Here is a 16,616-nt window from a genome sequence, read left to right on the forward strand (position 1 = left end):
TACAACTTTGCCAAACAACTCAAAGCCTTGAAGTTCAAAACACCCTATGAAGCAATTCAGGAACTCTGGAAATCAAAGCCAGAAGCCTTTATCGTCAAACCGCACCATCACATGCTGGGACCAAACACCTAGAGCGCGTTTCGGTCTTGATTGGATCCGATCGTCGTTCTAACCACTTATAATCCAAACATAATCTTATCGACCCTCGTTTCACTCTGGTCGGATTATGTCCATTGCATCAGTCAGGATTTGGAAGCTCCACCATCCGCTGCCACGACATGTCCGGTCACATAGGAGGCAAGATCTGAAGCCAGGTAAACAACGGTCTTGGCGATTTCTTCAGGCTGCCCCAAACGGCCGACCGGAATTTTCGTAAGATAGGTTTTATAGTTTTCGGGATCTCCGTGCATCCAACTGCTCATTGGCGTTTCGATATAGCCCGGCGCAATGGCGTTGACCCGAATGCCGAGATGCCCCCATTCCAGTGCAAGACATTTGGTCAGATGGGCAACACCAGCTTTGGCGGACGCATAGTCAGCGCAGTTGGGACGAGCCTTGACGCCTGCATAGCTAGACAGGTTGACGATCACGCCGCTGCCTTGCTTTGCCATCTGTCTGGCCGCGGCCTGTGCGCCGAAGAACGTGCCCTGAAGGTTGACGGCTTGGGTCTTGAGCCAATTGTCAAGCTCGAGTTCGAGCGAATCTTGCCGGTTCAACATGCCAGCATTGTTCACCCAAATATCCAACGAGCCATGTTTGGCGGCGACCGTCCCGGCAAGATTGCGCAGAGCTTCCACATCTGTGACGTCCAGAAACTGGAACTCTGCTCCTGCGGGCAGATTTTCGGGCTGTTTCATATCCGTCATGACGACGTGGGCTCCCTGAGCGCATAGAGCTTCCACTGTCGCACGACCAATGCCACCATTGGCTCCTGTTACGACAGCTACTTTGCCATTGAGATCGGTGGGATTAGTATTCTTCATAGGTATTTTCCTGTTCATTAAAGCAATTTACGCATATACTGCTTAAATCGCTGGGTCTTCGCACATCAGCTTGCAGTCTGTGCATTCACTTCAATATTGAAGAGCACGTTTTAGTCTTGAAACTGGATCAAACACTGTCGGGAACAATCTCATTCTGGGTTCCATTTTTGCCGGAGGCTGGAACCGTAATATCGTTAAGATCGACACCTGCGGTTTCTCGGATCATCATCGACGCCACACAGGCAACAAGGCCAAGCACCATCACATAACCGAGATAAATATGCCCATGTCCCGTAGAATTGAGCCATGTATTGAGATAGGGCGCTGTGCCTCCGAAAATCGCCACCGAAAAGGAGGTTACAAAACCGATTCCCCGAGCTCTTGCCTGCGTGGGAATCTGCTCCGCCATCAGGGCCGGGAAAATAGCCGCGAGGAGCGCCCATGAACCGAGTCCCATCAACTGGGCAACAAACAGTGTCCACGGTTCGCTGGTAACGATGCGGTCGATCGGAATCGTGAAGATGATGACAGCAAGCCCCCAGGCCATGACCATCGGTTTGCGGCCGAAGCGGTCGGACAGCAAGCCACAAATCGGTAGCCAGATGATGCAGACGATCTGGGCAAGCAGGCTGGCAAAATATGCTCCCGAAGGATCCATGCCACGCGTGGCTATTGCCGTCGCTGGTGCAAAGGTAACCCAGGTATAGTAGGCCGCATTCGTTGCGGCGCCCAGCATGATGATGTTAACAGCGATCCGAGCAGCCTGACGTCCGGTGATTTCCAGTTTTGCACGGCCATTATCTTCGGAAGCAGCTTCAAAGACTTCGGATTCAGCAGCACTGCGACGCAGGATCAGTGCGTAAAGTCCAAGCAATGCCCCTGTCGCAAAACCCGCCCGCCAGCCCCAGGCCTCCATGGCCTCCGGACCGAGCAAAGAGCTCAGAAGTGCCGCGAGTGCAGTGGCGGCCATCACACCGACCGTTACACTGACAAACACGCTGCTCGACCAGAAACCGCGACGCTCTTTGGGCGCAATTTCGGCCACATAGGCGAATGCAACTCCCGATTCCCCGCCATGAGCCAGTCCTTGTGTAAGACGGCAGATAAACAAGAGGACAGACGCGCCCACCCCGATTGTTTCATAAGAGGGAATAACCGCAATACCAAGACTGGTAAGGGCCAGCAGACTCATGGTCAGCACCAGCGTGAGCTTGCGGCCATAACGGTCACCCAGCATTCCAAACACCCATCCGCCTATCGGACGGGCGATGAACCCTCCGGCAAAAACCGCCAACGTGGCGAGCAAGGCAGATGCCTTGTCTGAATTGTCGAACAGGTTGCGTGCGAGATAAACTGAGAAAATTCCGTACAGCGTCCAGTCGAACCATTCGAGTGCATTGCCTGCGGAAACAGCACGCAGCGATTTAAGGCGCTGTTGCCTCGCAATCGTTGTCGTCATTTAATATCCTCCCTGAACTCAATGTGTGCTGCGTCACAGCAGGTGTTCTGCAAACCACTCGGCTGCAGCGGTGCTTGTCTTGTCGAAATGTTCTCGATAGACGGTGTAATGTCCGCCCGGCAGAAGCATGAGCTTTTTAGGCTGGTAAGCTTCATTGAAAGCTTCTTGCTGCAAGTCACTCGGCGTCAGCGCGTCATCGGTTGCTACAATCATCAACATCGGCGTCGGTGCGATTCGTGTGATATAGGCTCCCGGTTCGTAGGTACGGGCGAGTTCCAGAGATCGCAGAGTGATTTCATTGACCCAACTCGGGCAACGTTCTGCTTCGCTCATCATGTAATCGTGAGAATCTCGTCCCGGATAGGCAACGCGTGCGTTGGGGTCTGAAGCGACGGTCTGGATCATCACTGGAGCCGCACCGGCAAAACGCGCTTCACGATCAGCCTCGAACGCAAGGCGCATGGCTGGCGCCTTGTCACCACTTACGCGACGCCTTGCAGCACGAAAACCGCTGATGGTGGGAACCTGGGCGACGACACATTTCACGCGCCTGTCAATGGCCGCAACGTAAAGGGCGTGGCCCCCACTATAGCTCGACCCCCAGAGACCGATCTTGTCATGATCAACATCCGAACGACTGCGCACATAGGAGATGGCAGCGCGGATGTCTTCAACCTGGCGATGCGGATCAATCTCCTGACGAGGTGTACCTTCGCTAAGACCGAGATTACGAAAATCGAACGTCAAAGCCATGAGACCCGCGTTGACAGCCTTTGCTGCATAGTCCTCAAGGTCACCGCCAGCCACCATACCCCAGCCATGGGCAAAAACCACGACCGGCAGCTTCTGCGCCGTCGCCGCTGGCTTGTAGAATGTGCCCTGTATCCGGCTTCCTTCGACGAAGAATTCAATCGGTTCTGCCGATCCATTGAGTATAACCTCGGCATAGGACGTGTGAGATGTCATAACTCCTCCTTATAATCCCGCTAATATTCCGATGTTTCATTTCATTTTCATGCTGGAAGAGTTCGATCAAGGCGCATTTTGAGACCAATCAATCGGAAATTCCGATTGATTTTCCCGCAATGAAACCGCTATCATAACCTGCGTAAAGAATGGGCATCTATCGCCCATGGAGATAATAGTCCGAGGCAAATCATGGAATTACGCCAGCTGGAATGCTTTCTGGCCGTAGCGCAGGAGCTTCATTTCGGTCGAGCGGCCGAAAAGGTTGGAATGAGCCAATCCAGTGTTTCAGAAACAATCAAATCGCTGGAAAAGATCATCGGGGGCGCACTTTTCGATCGCACCAGCCGTCGAGTTTCACTGACCCGGCTTGGTGAGAATCTGAAGAACGGCAGCGAACCTGCTATCATAGCTCTGCGTGCGGCCTATATGGATTGCAAAAGACAGGCCGCAGGCAAGTTGCGGCAATTGCGGATCGGATTTCTCGGCGGCGGTTTCTACGAACTCCATTCGCCGCTGGTCATGGAATTTGCGGAGCAACACCCTGATATAGAACTCGAATTTGTCGAATTATCCTATCTCAATCAGTTTTCAGCGATTGCTGACGGGACTGTGGATACAGGATTTTGCCGCCTGCCATTGAGGATCGACAGCCTGCAGCATGGACCGGTGGTAATGCGCGATCAGCGCATGTTGTGCGTGCCAGACGGTCATCCGTTTACAAGGTTCTCGCTGCTCAACCCCGAATATCTCGCCGAGGAAACGCTGGTTCGGATTACACCCGGATCAGTGACGGAGGAATGGGACAACTTCCATTTCCCCAAACACACACCTTACGGGAAGCCCATTGCCCAAGGTCCGGTGGTGCGCACCATCCGCGAGGCCATTGCTGCGGTTGCCTCACGACAGGGGTTGGTGATGCTGACAAAACGCGCAGGGAACTACTACACGACACCAGGTATCAGTTTTGTCGAAATCGATCTTCCCCCAACTCCCTCCGCGCTCGCGTGGCGAAGGAATGATCTGCGTCCTGTTATTCTCGATCTCAACGCCATACTCGTGCGTATAGCAAAGCGCTACGGCACGATGCCTTGATACTGCCGGAGATGTGGGAACATCCGAAGCGTGATAATATAGCGCTTGCGAACAGAAGGGCGGCAGTTGCCTGCCGCCCTTCTGTGCTTCGGTTTCATCAGCCGCGCTGTGAATCGAGCTGTTCGTGGTTCTTTTCGACTTCCTGTGCCTTCATGTAGCTTTCGATGAGAAGCTGATAGGGAGGGAAAATCCTGGTGTAGACATTGGCCCATTCCTGCGCATCGTCACGATGCCATGTCTTCTGGAGTTCCGAAGCCACCGCAGCCGTATCCATAGGCACGACACCGGCCTGAACAACACGGGCCAGCGTGATTTCCTGCGCCATCTTGGAATAGGTACCGGATGCGTCCACCACGGCGAAAACTTTGTAACCATCCTGAACGGCGCTGATTGCCGGGAAGGCCATGCAAACGCTGGTGATGGTGCCTGCAATGATCAGGGTCTTGCGGCCAGTGGCCTTTACGGCAGCAACAAAATCCGGATTGTCCCATGCGTTGATCTCGCCACGGCGCGCTACATATTTGGCATGAGGGGCGTTCTCATGAATCTCGGGGATCAGCGGACCATTGGGGCCCTGCGGCACGGATGCCGTGGTGATAACGGGCATCCTGGTCAGCGTGGCCATCCTGGCAAGCGCGGCCGCATGATTGCGCAAAACAGGCATCGGCATGTCTGCGACGGTCTGAAACAGGCCGCTCTGATGGTCGATCAGAAGCATGACGGCGTCATTGGGATCGATAACCGGACGCTGGCCATTAAAGTTAGCTGGGCTGCTCATTTTAAGTCTCCTTCTTCAGGCTTGGACTTGTTCAGGGCCGAAAGCATTTCCGGTCCGGGGATACCCGTGGTTCGTACTGACACCACGGGAATGGATCAGGCAGGAATGGTGCCGAATTTCCCTGTTCGGAAATCCGCGAAAGCATCCTGCAATTCTTCATTTGTGTTCATGACGAAAGGGCCGCGCATGGCGACAGGCTCTTCAAGCGGTTCGCCGCTCAGCAGAAGGACGGTTGCGTCGCTGTCAGCCGTAACCTCGAAACTGCCACCCTTTCGGTCGAGCAGAACGAATTGCGCATACCGTGCCGATCTGTTGCCGTTGACGGTGATCGTTCCGTGCAAGATTGCCAGGCCGGTCGTATGTTGATCGGGAAGATCAAACACAACGCTTCCGCCCTGTTTCAGGCGCAGGTCCCATAGATCAATCGGCGTGAAGGTGCGTGCTGGTCCGGCATGTCCGGCATAGTTCCCGGCTATGACACGGACAATTCCAGCTTCATCCGGCAGGGTCACGGTCGGAATATCCCGGTCGAGCACTGTCTGGTAAGCGGCGGACGCGGACTTGTCCTTGGCAGGCAGGTTGACCCAGAGCTGCACCATTTCCAGCGTGCCTCCCTGTTCGGTAAACGCCTTCGAATGGCGCTCCTCGTGCAAAATCCCGGCGGCAGCAGTCATCCATTGTACATCACCGGGACCGATCATGCCTCCGCTTCCAGTGGAATCACGATGTTCAACTTCGCCCTGATAGACAATGGTCACGGTTTCGAAACCACGATGGGGATGGCTGCCAACACCGCGCGGGGTTGCCGTGGGTGCAAACTGTTCCGGCCCGGCATAATCAAGATGCAAGAAGGGGCTGATGTGTTCGCCCATTATCGCATGGGAAACCATGGAGCGAACCGGAAACCCATCACCCACCCAATGGGGCGATGAGCTGCTGTAAATGCCGATAACCTGTCTCATCTCGATCTTCCCGATTTATTTCGTTGCCTTGCGGACACTGAATTGACTGTCTGAGAGCAAAATAAATCTGGAACAAATTGACCGGTAGGTCGAAGTTCAGGCTATACTGTCCTGAAAACAGGACAATGAAAGGCCAGGCCATGGCTGATCTCAACGATATGCGGCTTTATGTGGAAGTCGTGGAGCAAGGCGGCTTTTCCGCTGCGTCCCGAAAACTGGATATGCCGCGCTCCAGGCTAAGCCGCCGGATCGCCCTGCTCGAAGATGATCTCGGTGTCAGACTTATCCAGCGCACCACCCGACAATTTGCCGTGACGGATATCGGCCGGGAATTTTATCGGCATTGTCTGGCGATGATGGTTGAGGCCGATGCCGCACTGGATGTGATCGACAGAATGCGCACGGAACCGCAAGGCACGGTGCGGGTGAGTTGCCCGGCATCGGTCATTCATTTCCAGGCCGGTGAAATGATCGCCCGTTTTATGGCGCGATACCCAAAGGTAAAGATACATCTGAAAAGCACAAACCGGCGCGTGGATGTTATCCGCGAAGGCTTCGATCTCGCGATCCGCGTCCGCTTTCCACCACTGGAGGACAGTGACCTACTCATCCGCAAGCTGGCGGAAAGCGAACAGCGACTGGTGGCCAGCCCCATATTCGTCAAGGAGGGGTGCAACGCCGTCCCCGCCGACCTTGTCGACATGCCGGGCCTTGCCTGGGGATCATCCCACAACAGTTTTGAATGGAACCTGCTTGGCCCAAACGGCTCCACGGCTGAAATTCCCTATCAACCGCTGCTGATCACGGAAGATATGGTTGCGCTGCGACTGGCCGCACTTCAAGGCATTGGTGTTTGCCAGTTTCCCACAATGGTTGTCCGTGATGATATAAAGGCTGGGCGGTTGGTTGATCTTCTGCCCGACTGGGCACCCCGCAGCGGCATCATCCATGCTGCCTTTCCCTCGCGGCGTGGCCTGCTGCCTTCGGTGCGAGCACTTCTCGATTTTTTGGTCGAAGAGTATGCCGCTCTATCCGCAAGCGAACACAGGTCATGACGACCCAGAGACCTTCTCCAACGTATCGTCTACCGCTGGCTAAAGAATAGTTTCATCGATGGCCTTGCGCTGAACGGCACATTCCCGCGCCAGAAAGTCGATCAGGGTACGCACCGAAGGCAGCAGGCCACGCCGCGAGGGAAATACAGCATGCACGATGCCCGCAGCCGGGCGCCATTCGGGCAAGACGGGCACCAATGTGCCTGCGGCAAGGTCACGCCAGATCATCATGGTCGGCAGCTGCACGATCCCGGCACCGTCGAGCGCGGCATCGCGCAAGGCAGCCATGTCGTCAGTCAGGAAGCGGGGACGGTGCGGAATGACGGCGCGCTCGCCATTGTGCTTTTCAAGCCGCCATTCATAATTATGGGAGGCTGATGTCCATGCAAGGCTTGGTAGCCCCACCAGATCAGCCGGTGTGGTCACAGGTTCATTGAGGAAGCCGGGCCGCGCGACCAGATACTGCGAACTGTCGTCCAATTTGCGCATCAAAAGATCGGTTTGCTCCAGCGGCGGAAACCGCACGCGGATCGAAACATCGAAACGTTCGCCGATCACGTCAACACGGCGATTGGTGCTTTCCAGATGAAGGTCCACCTTCGGATAGGCTGTGAGAAACTTGGCAAATAACGCCCCGAACTGGAATGAAATCAGCGCTGTCGGGCAGCTTAACCGAACCACGCCTTGCGGCTCGTCGCGATGTTGCGCGATGAAAGCAGTGGCAGCTTCCGCTTCAACCAGAACTGCCAGACAGCGGCGATAATATTCACGCCCGATATCGGTAACGGAAAAATGGCGCGACGAGCGCTGGATCAGGCGGACGCCCAGCCGTTCCTCCAGAATCGCGATACGGCGGCTCAGTTTCGATTTTTGCAGGCCGATGGCGCGGCCTGCCTGCGCGAAGCCGCCATGATCAACCACCTGCACAAAGTAATAAAGATCGTTCAGGTCTTCCATCGTTCCATTAATAGAACGCAGCGTCGATTTTGACAATCTTTTGCGCTTTTCGTTGCTGAGATAGCTTTCATTCATTCCACCAACGCCAAACGTTACACGAATATACGGGTGGCGATCTATCCTCTGACTTCCTGAAAGGAAACGTCGATGACCAAGCCATATGTACGCCTCAACAAGGATGATGTTGCTGTTCTTCTCATCGATCACCAGACCGGTCTGTTGTCACTGGTACGGGATTTCGACCCGGACAAATTCAAGAACAATGTGCTGGCGCTCGCCGATCTCGCCAGGTATTTCAAGCTGCCGACCATTCTGACTACCAGTTTTGAAAACGGCCCGAACGGCCCATTGGTGCCGGAACTGAAGGAAGCGTTTCCTGATGCGCCTTACATTGCCCGACCCGGACAGATCAACGCCTGGGACAATGAAGAGTTCGTCAAGGCGGTGAAGGCTACCGGCAAGAAGCAGTTGCTGATCGCCGGTGTCGTGACCGAAGTCTGCGTGGCCTTCCCGGCATTGTCTGCCATCGAGGCTGGTTTCGACGTCTTTGTCGTCACCGATGCGTCAGGTACTTTTAGTGAAGTAACCCGACATTCGGCCTGGGACCGCATGAGCGCAGCCGGTGTGCAACTGATGACCTGGTTCGGTGTGGCTTGCGAACTGCATCGCGACTGGCGCAACGATATTGAAGGTCTGGGTACGCTGTTTGCAAACCACATTCCGGATTATCGCAACCTGATCACCAGCTACAACACAATGACGTCCGGCCAATAAGCCGCCGCGACAATTCCGGTAAGCGAGCTTTGCTTGTCGGTTGGAACGTTGCAAGAGAACGCCGGGCCATAGCCCGGCGTTTTTGTCATTTCTGATGAGTCAGGCTTGGGAAGCTGTTATCGCTTCGCGCAGAACAGAGCGCAGCCAGGCAACAGCCGGATGCGCCCCGAAAGTATTGTGCGACAGCACGTTGATCTGAGTGGCTGGCAACGGATAGGGCGCCTCATGCAGAACGAGACCGTAAGTATCTTTGTAGGTTTCCGCGACACTGCGCGGTAACAGGGCGATCATATTGGTCGCCGCGACAAGCGGCGGTACGGCAAGAATGAGGGAAACCGTTGCGCCAATACGGCGTGACAGACCGACCTCCCGTAGCAGCCCCTCAAGAAATGGCGGATTGCTGGTTACAAACGCTCGCTCAAGGCCTTCCTGCTCTTGCATGCCGGCAGCTTCCATTGCCGCATGACCTGACAACAAGACATCAGTGTGCGGATACTGCCCGAGTGCTTCAATTGTCAGCAGGCCGGAAGAAGCCGGATGCCCGGCGCTTCCTTTTCGAGCCGTTCCATGACGGCAGGAAAGAGCGTGCCGATATAGAAATCGGAAGTGGCAACCACAAAGCTCATATCCGCCGTGGCGGGATCGAACTGAACTGGTGAAAGTGCTGCCGATATGTCTGCAAGAGCCAAACGCAGCGGCTGCGCCAGCTCTTCGGCGCGTGGTGTTGGATGCATACCCTGTGGGCCGCGCACGAACAGTTCATCTGACGGCAGCTGACGCAATTTTCCAAGAGCATGACTGACCGCCGACTGGGTGAGATTGAGGTCGATATTATAATATGCTGCTCATAATTCAAATTATAACAAATCATTTCAATCATAAAAGGCAGCGTACCATATTCGCTCCATCAAACGGCTTTGATTTTCACAAGCCAAAACAAAGTCCCAAGGAGACAGAAAATGAAAAAGATCGCTTTTGCTATTACCGCAATTGTTCTTAGCACCGGTGCCGCTCTGGCTGAAAACCCATTCGTCGGCCAGCCGGAAGCCATGGCCGCACAGGACAAGGCATTTGTTCTGCCCGGACCGAATGTGAACTCTTCGTTCCTCAAGCTCGACTTTACCAGCACGGCGGCGATCGTTCCCGCAAAAGAGGTCACAGAGAACGGCTCGGCACATCGCTTTGGTGATGCTTCACCTTCCAGCTTCCAGAACTAACGATACCCGCTCTGTGTCGGATCTGAAGGCGAAGCTCCGGCTTCGCCTTTCGGTTCTCATCGTCGGAAATCAATTCAGACAATCAACTCAGGAACTGCGTGTTATGAACAAGCCAGTTGTTCTCTTTCAGCAGCCAGCTCCAGCCAAGGACAAGCCCGAGCCCGCTAAAGCAGCAGGAAAGCCCCGCCGCCGGGCCTATCTCAGTCTTGCGCGCGCATCTGTGATTGTTGCCGGGACCGGTCTGGCTATTGTTATTCCGCTTGGCTGGGGAAGCTGGGTGGCAGGCATGACCAACCAGACGACCGACAATGCCTATCTGCGTGCTGACACAACGCCGGTCAGCGCTGAGGTTAGCGGACGCATCTTGCGCCTGCTGGTGGAGGATTACCAGCACGTCAAGATCGGACAATTGCTGATGCAGATCGATCCGACCCAGTATCAGGCACAGGAGGTGGATCAGGCCAAGGCAGCGTAGCCGCCGCACAGGCCACAATCCGCAACGCACAGAGCAACATCACCTTGCAGCAGCGTGTGATCGAGCAGGCAGAAGCTGGACTGGCGGCGTTCAACGCCGACCGCGAGCGCGTCGTCAGTGAAGATCACCGACAGACATCTCTGACGAAAGACGGCTGGTCGACAGCGCAAAAGCTGGAAGCCGCGATTGCCGACGTCAAACGCATCGAAGCGCAGATTGCAGAAAAACAGGCCGAAATAGCAGCCGAGCGTTAGAAGCTGGACGTTCTGGCAAGCCAATCCGACCGGGCACAGGCTGAACTGTCCAATCAGCAGGCTGCATTGCGGCTCGCGCAGATCGACCTGGATCGCACCCGTATCACAGCACCGATGGATGGCGTTGTGGGTGTCAGCGGGGCGCGCGAAGGACAATATGTGCGGGCCGGGTCGCAGCTCGTTTCCGTCGTTCCTGTCTCGAAGCTTTATGTCGTTGCTAATTTCAAGGAAACGCAGCTGGCTAAGTTCAGGCCGGGACAGCTTGTCAACGTGACGGTCGATACATTCCCGGGCAAGGAACTGCGCGGTCATGTGGAGCGGTTGTCACCGGCAACCGGATCGGAATTCAGCCTGCTGCCGCCGGACAACGCGACCGGCAATTTCACCAAAGTGGCTCAGCGCGTTGGCGTGCGCATCGCGCTTGAACAGAATGGTGAACTCGACGAACTGCTTCGCCCGGGCATGTCGGTCGTGGCAACCGTGCATACAGACCAGAGCATTGAGACGACAGCCAGTCTCATCAAATGGCTAATTGGGCCGCTTGCCGCGAAACTTCGTTTGAGACGGCAGGCGGCAGGAGCCGAAAAGCCATGTCCACCGCTACGACCGTTCAGGGTTCTGCCCAATCGCGCCCCACAAGCCTACCCAACATGCCTGCTTTGATCGGCGTCGCCGTCGTCCTGCTTGGCACGATGACATCCCTGTTGAACTCGTGCCTCACCGATATCGGGCTTGCCGATATTCGTGGAGCGCTTGGTGTTGGCATGGATGAGGCGAGCTGGCTGACGACGGCTTATGTTGTTGCCGAAGTGGCCGCCATACCATCCGCCGTCTGGCTGCGCTTGATCCTCTCGCCCGCTCGCGGGGTCATGATCGGAGCACTCATCTTCACGATTGCATCTTGGGCGGCCCCATTCAGTCCCGATCTCCAGACCCTGATCAGCATTCAGGCGATACGCGGCCTGAGTGCAGGTATCCTAATGCCGATGGCTTATGCCGTGATCATGCGGCATCTGCCGCAGCATTTGCGACTTTACGGCTTGTCGCTCTATGCGCTGGCTTCGTCACTGACGCCAAACCTCGCTGTCAGTATCGAGGGGTGGCTAATTACTCATCTGTCATGGGAATATCTGTTCTGGATCAATATCATACCCGGCAGTCTTACACTGCTGGCGGGAGCTTACGGGTGTGCCAACGATCTTATCAAATTCCTGCGTTTTCGCAGGCATGATGGTTTTGGTCTGCTGGCGCTGCCTTTCGGGCTCGCTGCATTGGTAACGGCACTCGATCAGGGCAATCGCCTCGACTGGCTTGGATCGGGATTGATCGTGGGGCTGCTGGCTTCGGCCCTGTTCTTTCTGAGCATTTATCTCATCCATGCATTGCGGCATCCAGACCCGGTGGTCAGCCCGCGTCTGCTTGCCGGACGCAATATAGGCTTCAGCCTGTTCCTGATGTTCGCCTGCGCATCGGGCTGATGACCTCTGCCTATCTGCTGCCGCAATACCTGATCCGTATTCAGGGCTATCGCGCGCTCGAAAGCGGCACGATGTTCTGGGTCTCCGCTTTGCCACAGATCGTTCTGACGCCATTCGTGGCCTGGCTAGCCTACCGGATGGATCCGCGCAGTCTGGCAGCTTTCGGGCTGATGCTGTTCGGCGCAGGCGTTCTTATGCTGTCCGATCTCACGCATCTATGGACGTCGGATCAGATATTGCCTTCGCTGTTCGTGCAGTCCATCGCCGCACCATTCACCGCCATACCCTTGATGGTTCTGATAACGGAAGACATCAGCGTCAGGGAAATACCATGGATTGCTTCCCTTGTTCATATCGTTCGCACGGTTGGCACAGCCATTGGCCTTGCTGCGGTCAGTACATTCACACGCATGCAGGAGCAGCTGCATTCCAATCTGCTTGGCCTGCATCTGGAACGTGGCGCTGCGGATGTGCAGGGTCGCATCGACCGAACCGCAGCCATGCTGGAAGCTCACAACAGCGATCCGACGACGGTGACTGCCCAAGCCACGGCCATGCTCACCAGAACCGTTCAACGGGAGGCTTTCGTGCTGGCGTATAGCGACATGTTCGTCATGATCGGTCTTGCCATTGCTCTTGCAGCGCTCGCAACACTCTTCATGCGCCGGCCAAAGCTACCAGGAAAATTCCTGTGATACCGGCTGTATCTGCTGCAGTCCCCGCTTCAACGCAAGCAACCGTCCTATTTATAGGACATTGAGTACCGAAATCCGAACTACACAGCGTTGCGCCCCACAGCTACTTACAAAGGCATCGAAGCGATCACTGTATTCACGCTTCACGGCTAAAACTCGACAAGGAAATGGACATGAGAAAGTTCGTACTGCCACTCTTAGCCTCGTTGCTGTCAGTCTCGGCTGCCCAGGCTGCGGATTACAAACTGGACCCAACACATACAAAAGCTGTTTTCTATATTGATCACTTCAATACATCGACAAACAGCGGCGGTTTCTATGAAATCAACGGCGATATCTCGTTCGACCCTGAAACCATGGATGGGAAGATGGATATTTCAATTCCCGTCAGGACGCTGAATACAGGCATGGCCGCATTTGATAAGCACGTGACAGGTGCTGACATGCTGGACGCGGAAAAGTTCCCGACCATTGAGTTCAAGTCGACCAAGTGGAATTTTGACGAAAACAAGCTGGTATCGGTGGATGGCGATCTGACCATGAAGGGAAAGACACTGCCAATCCAGCTCACGGCCACCAAGTTCGGTTGTTACCAGAGCCCGATCTTCAAGGCAGAAGTCTGTGGTGGCGATTTTGAAGCAACTATCGATCGCACCCAATGGGGCGTGGACTTCCTTGTAAAGGAAGGCATGACCAAGATGGTCAAGCTTGAAATTCAGGCTGAGGCAATCAAGCAGTAAACCGGAATGGTTGCTTTCAACCATCTGATTCAATCAATGAGTTTGGGCATCGCCGTGGCCGCTAGGGATCAAATCCGGCCGCGAGATGCCTCAGGAGACTATGTCATGATCAGTATAGACGGCGGAAAATACGCCGCATCGCTGAGTGCGATCGCGCTGGCGTTCTCCCTTGGGGTTGCTCACGCCAGCGATGACAAGGCCAGCACTGCAGAGGGTCCGATTAAAATCGTCGACCTGAACGACCTTGAAGCTCAGGTTAAAAGCAACATGGAAAACGGCGCCTTCGGTTATATCCGCGGTGGCGCCGAAAATGAGCAGAACCTCCGTTCGAATACATCCGCGTTTGACAAGAAATATATCATGCCACGCGTTATGCAGGGCATCGAACTGTCGAACATTGACTTGTCAACCAGTTTTCTTGGTCTTAACCTGAAAACGCCAGTCATTCAGGCCCCGATGGCCGCACAAGGACTGGCGCATCAAGACGGTGAGATTGCTACGGCAAAAGGCATGGCCAAGGCCGGTTCCATCTTCTCACTCGGCACCTATGGCAATAAGACAATTGAAGAAGTGGCCGAGGTCTCTGTCGACAACCCATTCTTCTTTCAGCTCTATATGAGCAAGAACAATGCGTTTAACGAGTTCACGCTGAAACGCGCCAAAGACAGTGGTGCGAAGGCCATTATTCTGACTGTCGATTCGCCGATTGGCGGCTACCGTGAAGACGATATCAAGAACAGCTTCCAGTTTCCGCTAGGCTTCGCTAATCTGGAACTGTTTGCCAAGCAGAATGACGACGGTTCGAAGACCGGCAAGGGCGCAGGCATCAGTGAAATTTACGCTCAGGCCAAACAGGCTTTCACACCGACGGATATCAAATACGTCAAGGACCTGACCAATCTGCCAGTCATCGTGAAAGGCATACAGTCCCCTGAAGATGCTGACATGGTCATCAAGGCCGGAGCGGATGCCATCTGGGTGTCCAATCATGGCGGTCGCCAGCTGGATAGTGGCCCCGCATCCTTCGATGTGTTGCCGTCGATTGCCAAGGTCGTCAACAAGCGTGTGCCGATCGTGTTTGACAGCGGTGTTCGCCGTGGATCGCATGTGTTTAAGGCGCTTGCCAGCGGTGCCGATATCGTCGCTGTCGGGCGCCCGATCCTGTATGGGCTCAACCTTGGCGGTGCTGAAGGGGTCAACTCCGTTATTCAGCAACTGAACAAGGAACTGACCATCAACATGATGCTGGGGGTGTGAAGAATATCGAAGAGGTCAAGAAAACCATGCTCTATACGGATAGGGATTTTGACTGATCTTCACGAGAGAACCCAAAGCGCGGCACTCAAAGTGCCACGCTTTTGCATTAGGTGAGCCGCTTTTCGGGCAAAATAAACTGCTCAAAGAATAAGTTTGACGAGCAACGGAACCACAAGCGAGGTTGCAATCGCATTCAGGGCCATGGCAATTCCGGCAAACAGCCCCGCCGTTTCGTCGACATCGAAGGCGCGCGCAGTTCCAATACCATGCGATGTCAACCCAACGGCAAATCCCCGTGCGGCATAATCCGTTATCCGCATCGCATTCATGAAAGGGGTGACGACAAGTGCTCCAATAATACCAGTCAGTACGACCAGTACTGCTGTAAGCGACGGTGTGCCGCCAAGCGTGGAGGAAATTGCCATCGCCACGCCTACCGTTGCCGATTTTGGAAGGAAAGAAATCAACACTTCATTGGAGAGATTGGCCCATTTGCCCATCACGATGATGGAAAAAACAGCAAAGAAGGAACCGACGACCAATGCGGCCCCCATTGGAATGAGGGTTTTCCTCACCTGATGCCATTGGCGGAATAGAGGTACTGCGATGGCGACAGTAGCTGGACCAAGCAGGAAGTGGATAAACTGGGCTCCCTCAAAAAACCTCGCATAGGGAACATCGAAAATCACTAGCAAGCTTGACAGCAGCACGATGGAAATCAGAACCGGGTTAGCCAGCGGATGGCGCCTCAGCCGCATTGAGATTTGTGTTGCCACGATCCATGCACATAGTGTGAGAGTGAGCCAGAGCAACGACGAGGCTGAAAGGTAAACCCATAGTTCAAGTGGATGTTTCATAACGCTATCTCCGACCCATGAAGCGCTGCACAAGAACGAATGTCCAGACCGTCACCGCCAATGTAAGAATTGCCGAGACAACGACGATTGCCAGAATTGCGGTGGCTTGTCCCTGGATCTGGCTCCACATCGCCACCACCCCAACGCCGGCCGGAACGAAGAGCAGACCGAGATTGCTAAGAAATCCATCCGCTGCTGCTTCAGCTTCGGCAAAAATCTTCCAGTTGAATGTCTTGCACAGTTGCATGGCCACGAACAGAAGCACGAGCCCCACAACAGGGCCTGGTACGGGAAACCCGCTCATGAAGATGATGCTTTCGCCAAATAGCTGGAACAACAATAGAAGCGCTATACCCTTGATCATTAAGGCTTCGTCTCCAATTAAAGCATGCTTCCCGCAAGCGGGCCGGTTTCAGGATGAAACACGCTTCAAAACAAACAGATAGAGCATTTCCAATGATTCAATCAAAACAGGAAATGCTCTAGGGCCAAAACCCAATCAGACTCTTGATCATACTGGCACTCCGTGATTCACTCGCTTCTGCAGCGGGAGTTTTGGACCATGGCAGGAGAATTCTGGCTTGATGACCAGCAGTGGGCAATGATTGCGCCAT

21 protein-coding genes and 1 pseudogene are annotated in these 16,616 nt (G+C 54.7%); 12 read left to right on the plus strand and 10 right to left on the minus strand.

Going from position 1 to position 16,616, the window contains the following annotated elements:
* Positions 1 to 132, plus strand: a pseudogene (locus F9K91_RS24455) (IS481 family transposase); the annotation flags it as partial.
* A gap of 110 nt (positions 133 to 242) precedes the next feature.
* Here the strand turns inward: F9K91_RS24455 and F9K91_RS24460 are convergent.
* The 3 genes from F9K91_RS24460 to F9K91_RS24470 form a co-directional block, all read right to left on the minus strand.
* On the minus strand, positions 243 to 983 hold the full coding sequence (locus tag F9K91_RS24460; protein WP_151678964.1) for an SDR family NAD(P)-dependent oxidoreductase: 741 nt from the start codon (positions 981 to 983) through the stop codon (positions 243 to 245).
* 127 nt (positions 984 to 1,110) lie between these two features.
* Positions 1,111 to 2,442 (minus strand): MFS transporter, encoded by a 1,332-nt coding sequence (locus F9K91_RS24465; RefSeq protein WP_151678965.1) that lies wholly within the window; start codon positions 2,440 to 2,442, stop codon positions 1,111 to 1,113.
* Between the two features lie 33 nt (positions 2,443 to 2,475).
* Complete coding sequence (locus F9K91_RS24470) at positions 2,476 to 3,408, minus strand: alpha/beta hydrolase (protein ID WP_151678966.1); 933 nt, start codon at positions 3,406 to 3,408, stop codon at positions 2,476 to 2,478.
* A 192-nt stretch (positions 3,409 to 3,600) separates the two neighbouring features.
* Between F9K91_RS24470 and F9K91_RS24475 the strand changes: the two genes are divergently transcribed.
* The gene (locus F9K91_RS24475) at positions 3,601 to 4,503 is read left to right on the plus strand and encodes a LysR family transcriptional regulator (RefSeq protein WP_151678967.1); all 903 of its coding nucleotides are present in this window, start codon (positions 3,601 to 3,603) and stop codon (positions 4,501 to 4,503) included.
* 97 nt (positions 4,504 to 4,600) lie between these two features.
* Here the strand turns inward: F9K91_RS24475 and F9K91_RS24480 are convergent, their stop codons facing one another.
* Positions 4,601 to 5,281, minus strand: coding sequence for a hydrolase (locus F9K91_RS24480; protein WP_151678968.1), 681 nt, complete (start codon positions 5,279 to 5,281; stop codon positions 4,601 to 4,603).
* A 95-nt stretch (positions 5,282 to 5,376) separates the two neighbouring features.
* Entirely contained in the window at positions 5,377 to 6,243 is an 867-nt protein-coding gene (locus F9K91_RS24485; RefSeq protein WP_151678969.1) for a pirin family protein, read from the minus strand.
* Between the two features lie 140 nt (positions 6,244 to 6,383).
* On the opposite strand from F9K91_RS24485, the gene F9K91_RS24490 reads away from it, so the two are divergent.
* On the plus strand, positions 6,384 to 7,298 hold the full coding sequence (locus F9K91_RS24490; RefSeq protein ID WP_208852730.1) for a LysR family transcriptional regulator: 915 nt from the start codon (positions 6,384 to 6,386) through the stop codon (positions 7,296 to 7,298).
* Positions 7,299 to 7,337: 39 nt separating this feature from the next.
* Here the strand turns inward: F9K91_RS24490 and F9K91_RS24495 are convergent, their stop codons facing one another.
* Positions 7,338 to 8,255, minus strand: coding sequence for a LysR substrate-binding domain-containing protein (locus F9K91_RS24495; RefSeq protein ID WP_012093321.1), 918 nt, complete (start codon positions 8,253 to 8,255; stop codon positions 7,338 to 7,340).
* Between the two features lie 147 nt (positions 8,256 to 8,402).
* On the opposite strand from F9K91_RS24495, the gene ycaC reads away from it, so the two are divergent.
* Positions 8,403 to 9,029, plus strand: coding sequence for an isochorismate family cysteine hydrolase YcaC (gene ycaC, locus F9K91_RS24500; protein WP_151678971.1), 627 nt, complete (start codon positions 8,403 to 8,405; stop codon positions 9,027 to 9,029).
* Between the two features lie 99 nt (positions 9,030 to 9,128).
* Here ycaC and F9K91_RS24505 read toward each other — a convergent pair whose 3' ends face one another.
* Both F9K91_RS24505 and F9K91_RS24510 read right to left on the minus strand, forming a co-directional pair.
* Entirely contained in the window at positions 9,129 to 9,551 is a 423-nt protein-coding gene (locus F9K91_RS24505; protein ID WP_412842205.1) for a LysR substrate-binding domain-containing protein, read from the minus strand.
* Positions 9,545 to 9,859 carry a LysR family transcriptional regulator gene (locus F9K91_RS24510; protein ID WP_151678973.1) on the minus strand — a complete coding sequence of 105 codons (315 nt, stop codon included), beginning with the start codon at positions 9,857 to 9,859 and terminating at the stop codon, positions 9,545 to 9,547. Before F9K91_RS24510 ends, F9K91_RS24505 begins: the two co-directional genes overlap by 7 nt.
* Positions 9,860 to 9,988: 129 nt before the next feature.
* Between F9K91_RS24510 and F9K91_RS24515 the strand changes: the two genes are divergently transcribed.
* The 8 genes from F9K91_RS24515 (at position 9,989) to F9K91_RS24550 (ending at position 15,145) form a co-directional block, all read left to right on the plus strand.
* Positions 9,989 to 10,246 carry a hypothetical protein gene (locus tag F9K91_RS24515; RefSeq protein ID WP_151678974.1) on the plus strand — a complete coding sequence of 86 codons (258 nt, stop codon included), beginning with the start codon at positions 9,989 to 9,991 and terminating at the stop codon, positions 10,244 to 10,246.
* 103 nt (positions 10,247 to 10,349) lie between these two features.
* Complete coding sequence (locus tag F9K91_RS24520) at positions 10,350 to 10,721, plus strand: HlyD family secretion protein (RefSeq protein WP_167522281.1); 372 nt, start codon at positions 10,350 to 10,352, stop codon at positions 10,719 to 10,721.
* Between the two features lie 44 nt (positions 10,722 to 10,765).
* Entirely contained in the window at positions 10,766 to 10,975 is a 210-nt protein-coding gene (locus tag F9K91_RS24525; protein ID WP_151678976.1) for a hypothetical protein, read from the plus strand.
* 66 nt (positions 10,976 to 11,041) lie between these two features.
* Entirely contained in the window at positions 11,042 to 11,638 is a 597-nt protein-coding gene (locus F9K91_RS24530; protein ID WP_151678977.1) for an HlyD family secretion protein, read from the plus strand.
* Entirely contained in the window at positions 11,566 to 12,453 is an 888-nt protein-coding gene (locus F9K91_RS24535; protein ID WP_167522282.1) for an MFS transporter, read from the plus strand. Before F9K91_RS24530 ends, F9K91_RS24535 begins: the two co-directional genes overlap by 73 nt.
* On the plus strand, positions 12,453 to 13,148 hold the full coding sequence (locus tag F9K91_RS24540) for an MFS transporter (protein ID WP_151678979.1): 696 nt from the start codon (positions 12,453 to 12,455) through the stop codon (positions 13,146 to 13,148). The genes F9K91_RS24535 and F9K91_RS24540 overlap by 1 nt, the downstream gene beginning before the upstream one ends.
* Positions 13,149 to 13,321: 173 nt before the next feature.
* Positions 13,322 to 13,888: a YceI family protein gene (locus F9K91_RS24545; RefSeq protein ID WP_151678980.1), complete on the plus strand. Its 567-nt coding sequence runs from the start codon at positions 13,322 to 13,324 to the stop codon at positions 13,886 to 13,888.
* A 105-nt stretch (positions 13,889 to 13,993) separates the two neighbouring features.
* Positions 13,994 to 15,145: a lactate oxidase gene (locus F9K91_RS24550; protein ID WP_235913432.1), complete on the plus strand. Its 1,152-nt coding sequence runs from the start codon at positions 13,994 to 13,996 to the stop codon at positions 15,143 to 15,145.
* A 140-nt stretch (positions 15,146 to 15,285) separates the two neighbouring features.
* Here the strand turns inward: F9K91_RS24550 and F9K91_RS24555 are convergent, their stop codons facing one another.
* Entirely contained in the window at positions 15,286 to 16,002 is a 717-nt protein-coding gene (locus tag F9K91_RS24555) for an LrgB family protein (protein ID WP_151678981.1), read from the minus strand.
* A 4-nt stretch (positions 16,003 to 16,006) separates the two neighbouring features.
* Complete coding sequence (locus tag F9K91_RS24560; RefSeq protein WP_151678982.1) at positions 16,007 to 16,366, minus strand: CidA/LrgA family protein; 360 nt, start codon at positions 16,364 to 16,366, stop codon at positions 16,007 to 16,009.
* Positions 16,367 to 16,616 lie beyond the last annotated feature (250 nt).

Source organism: Brucella tritici (assembly GCF_008932295.1).
Taxonomy (GTDB): Bacteria; Pseudomonadota; Alphaproteobacteria; order Rhizobiales; family Rhizobiaceae; genus Brucella; species Brucella tritici.

Coding starts and splice junctions, on each gene's coding strand:
- F9K91_RS24515 (WP_151678974.1), top strand. CDS start 9,989: ATGAAAAAGATCGCTTTTGCTATTACCGCAATTGTTCTTAGCACCGGT.
- F9K91_RS24485 (WP_151678969.1), bottom strand. CDS start 6,243: ATGAGACAGGTTATCGGCATTTACAGCAGCTCATCGCCCCATTGGGTG.
- F9K91_RS24545 (WP_151678980.1), top strand. CDS start 13,322: ATGAGAAAGTTCGTACTGCCACTCTTAGCCTCGTTGCTGTCAGTCTCG.
- ycaC (WP_151678971.1), top strand. CDS start 8,403: ATGACCAAGCCATATGTACGCCTCAACAAGGATGATGTTGCTGTTCTT.
- F9K91_RS24495 (WP_012093321.1), bottom strand. CDS start 8,255: ATGGAAGACCTGAACGATCTTTATTACTTTGTGCAGGTGGTTGATCAT.
- F9K91_RS24465 (WP_151678965.1), bottom strand. CDS start 2,442: ATGACGACAACGATTGCGAGGCAACAGCGCCTTAAATCGCTGCGTGCT.
- F9K91_RS24460 (WP_151678964.1), bottom strand. CDS start 983: ATGAAGAATACTAATCCCACCGATCTCAATGGCAAAGTAGCTGTCGTA.
- F9K91_RS24490 (WP_208852730.1), top strand. CDS start 6,384: ATGGCTGATCTCAACGATATGCGGCTTTATGTGGAAGTCGTGGAGCAA.
- F9K91_RS24480 (WP_151678968.1), bottom strand. CDS start 5,281: ATGAGCAGCCCAGCTAACTTTAATGGCCAGCGTCCGGTTATCGATCCC.
- F9K91_RS24470 (WP_151678966.1), bottom strand. CDS start 3,408: ATGACATCTCACACGTCCTATGCCGAGGTTATACTCAATGGATCGGCA.
- F9K91_RS24555 (WP_151678981.1), bottom strand. CDS start 16,002: ATGAAACATCCACTTGAACTATGGGTTTACCTTTCAGCCTCGTCGTTG.
- F9K91_RS24535 (WP_167522282.1), top strand. CDS start 11,566: ATGTCCACCGCTACGACCGTTCAGGGTTCTGCCCAATCGCGCCCCACA.
- F9K91_RS24560 (WP_151678982.1), bottom strand. CDS start 16,366: ATGATCAAGGGTATAGCGCTTCTATTGTTGTTCCAGCTATTTGGCGAA.
- F9K91_RS24550 (WP_235913432.1), top strand. CDS start 13,994: ATGATCAGTATAGACGGCGGAAAATACGCCGCATCGCTGAGTGCGATC.
- F9K91_RS24520 (WP_167522281.1), top strand. CDS start 10,350: ATGAACAAGCCAGTTGTTCTCTTTCAGCAGCCAGCTCCAGCCAAGGAC.
- F9K91_RS24540 (WP_151678979.1), top strand. CDS start 12,453: ATGACCTCTGCCTATCTGCTGCCGCAATACCTGATCCGTATTCAGGGC.
- F9K91_RS24475 (WP_151678967.1), top strand. CDS start 3,601: ATGGAATTACGCCAGCTGGAATGCTTTCTGGCCGTAGCGCAGGAGCTT.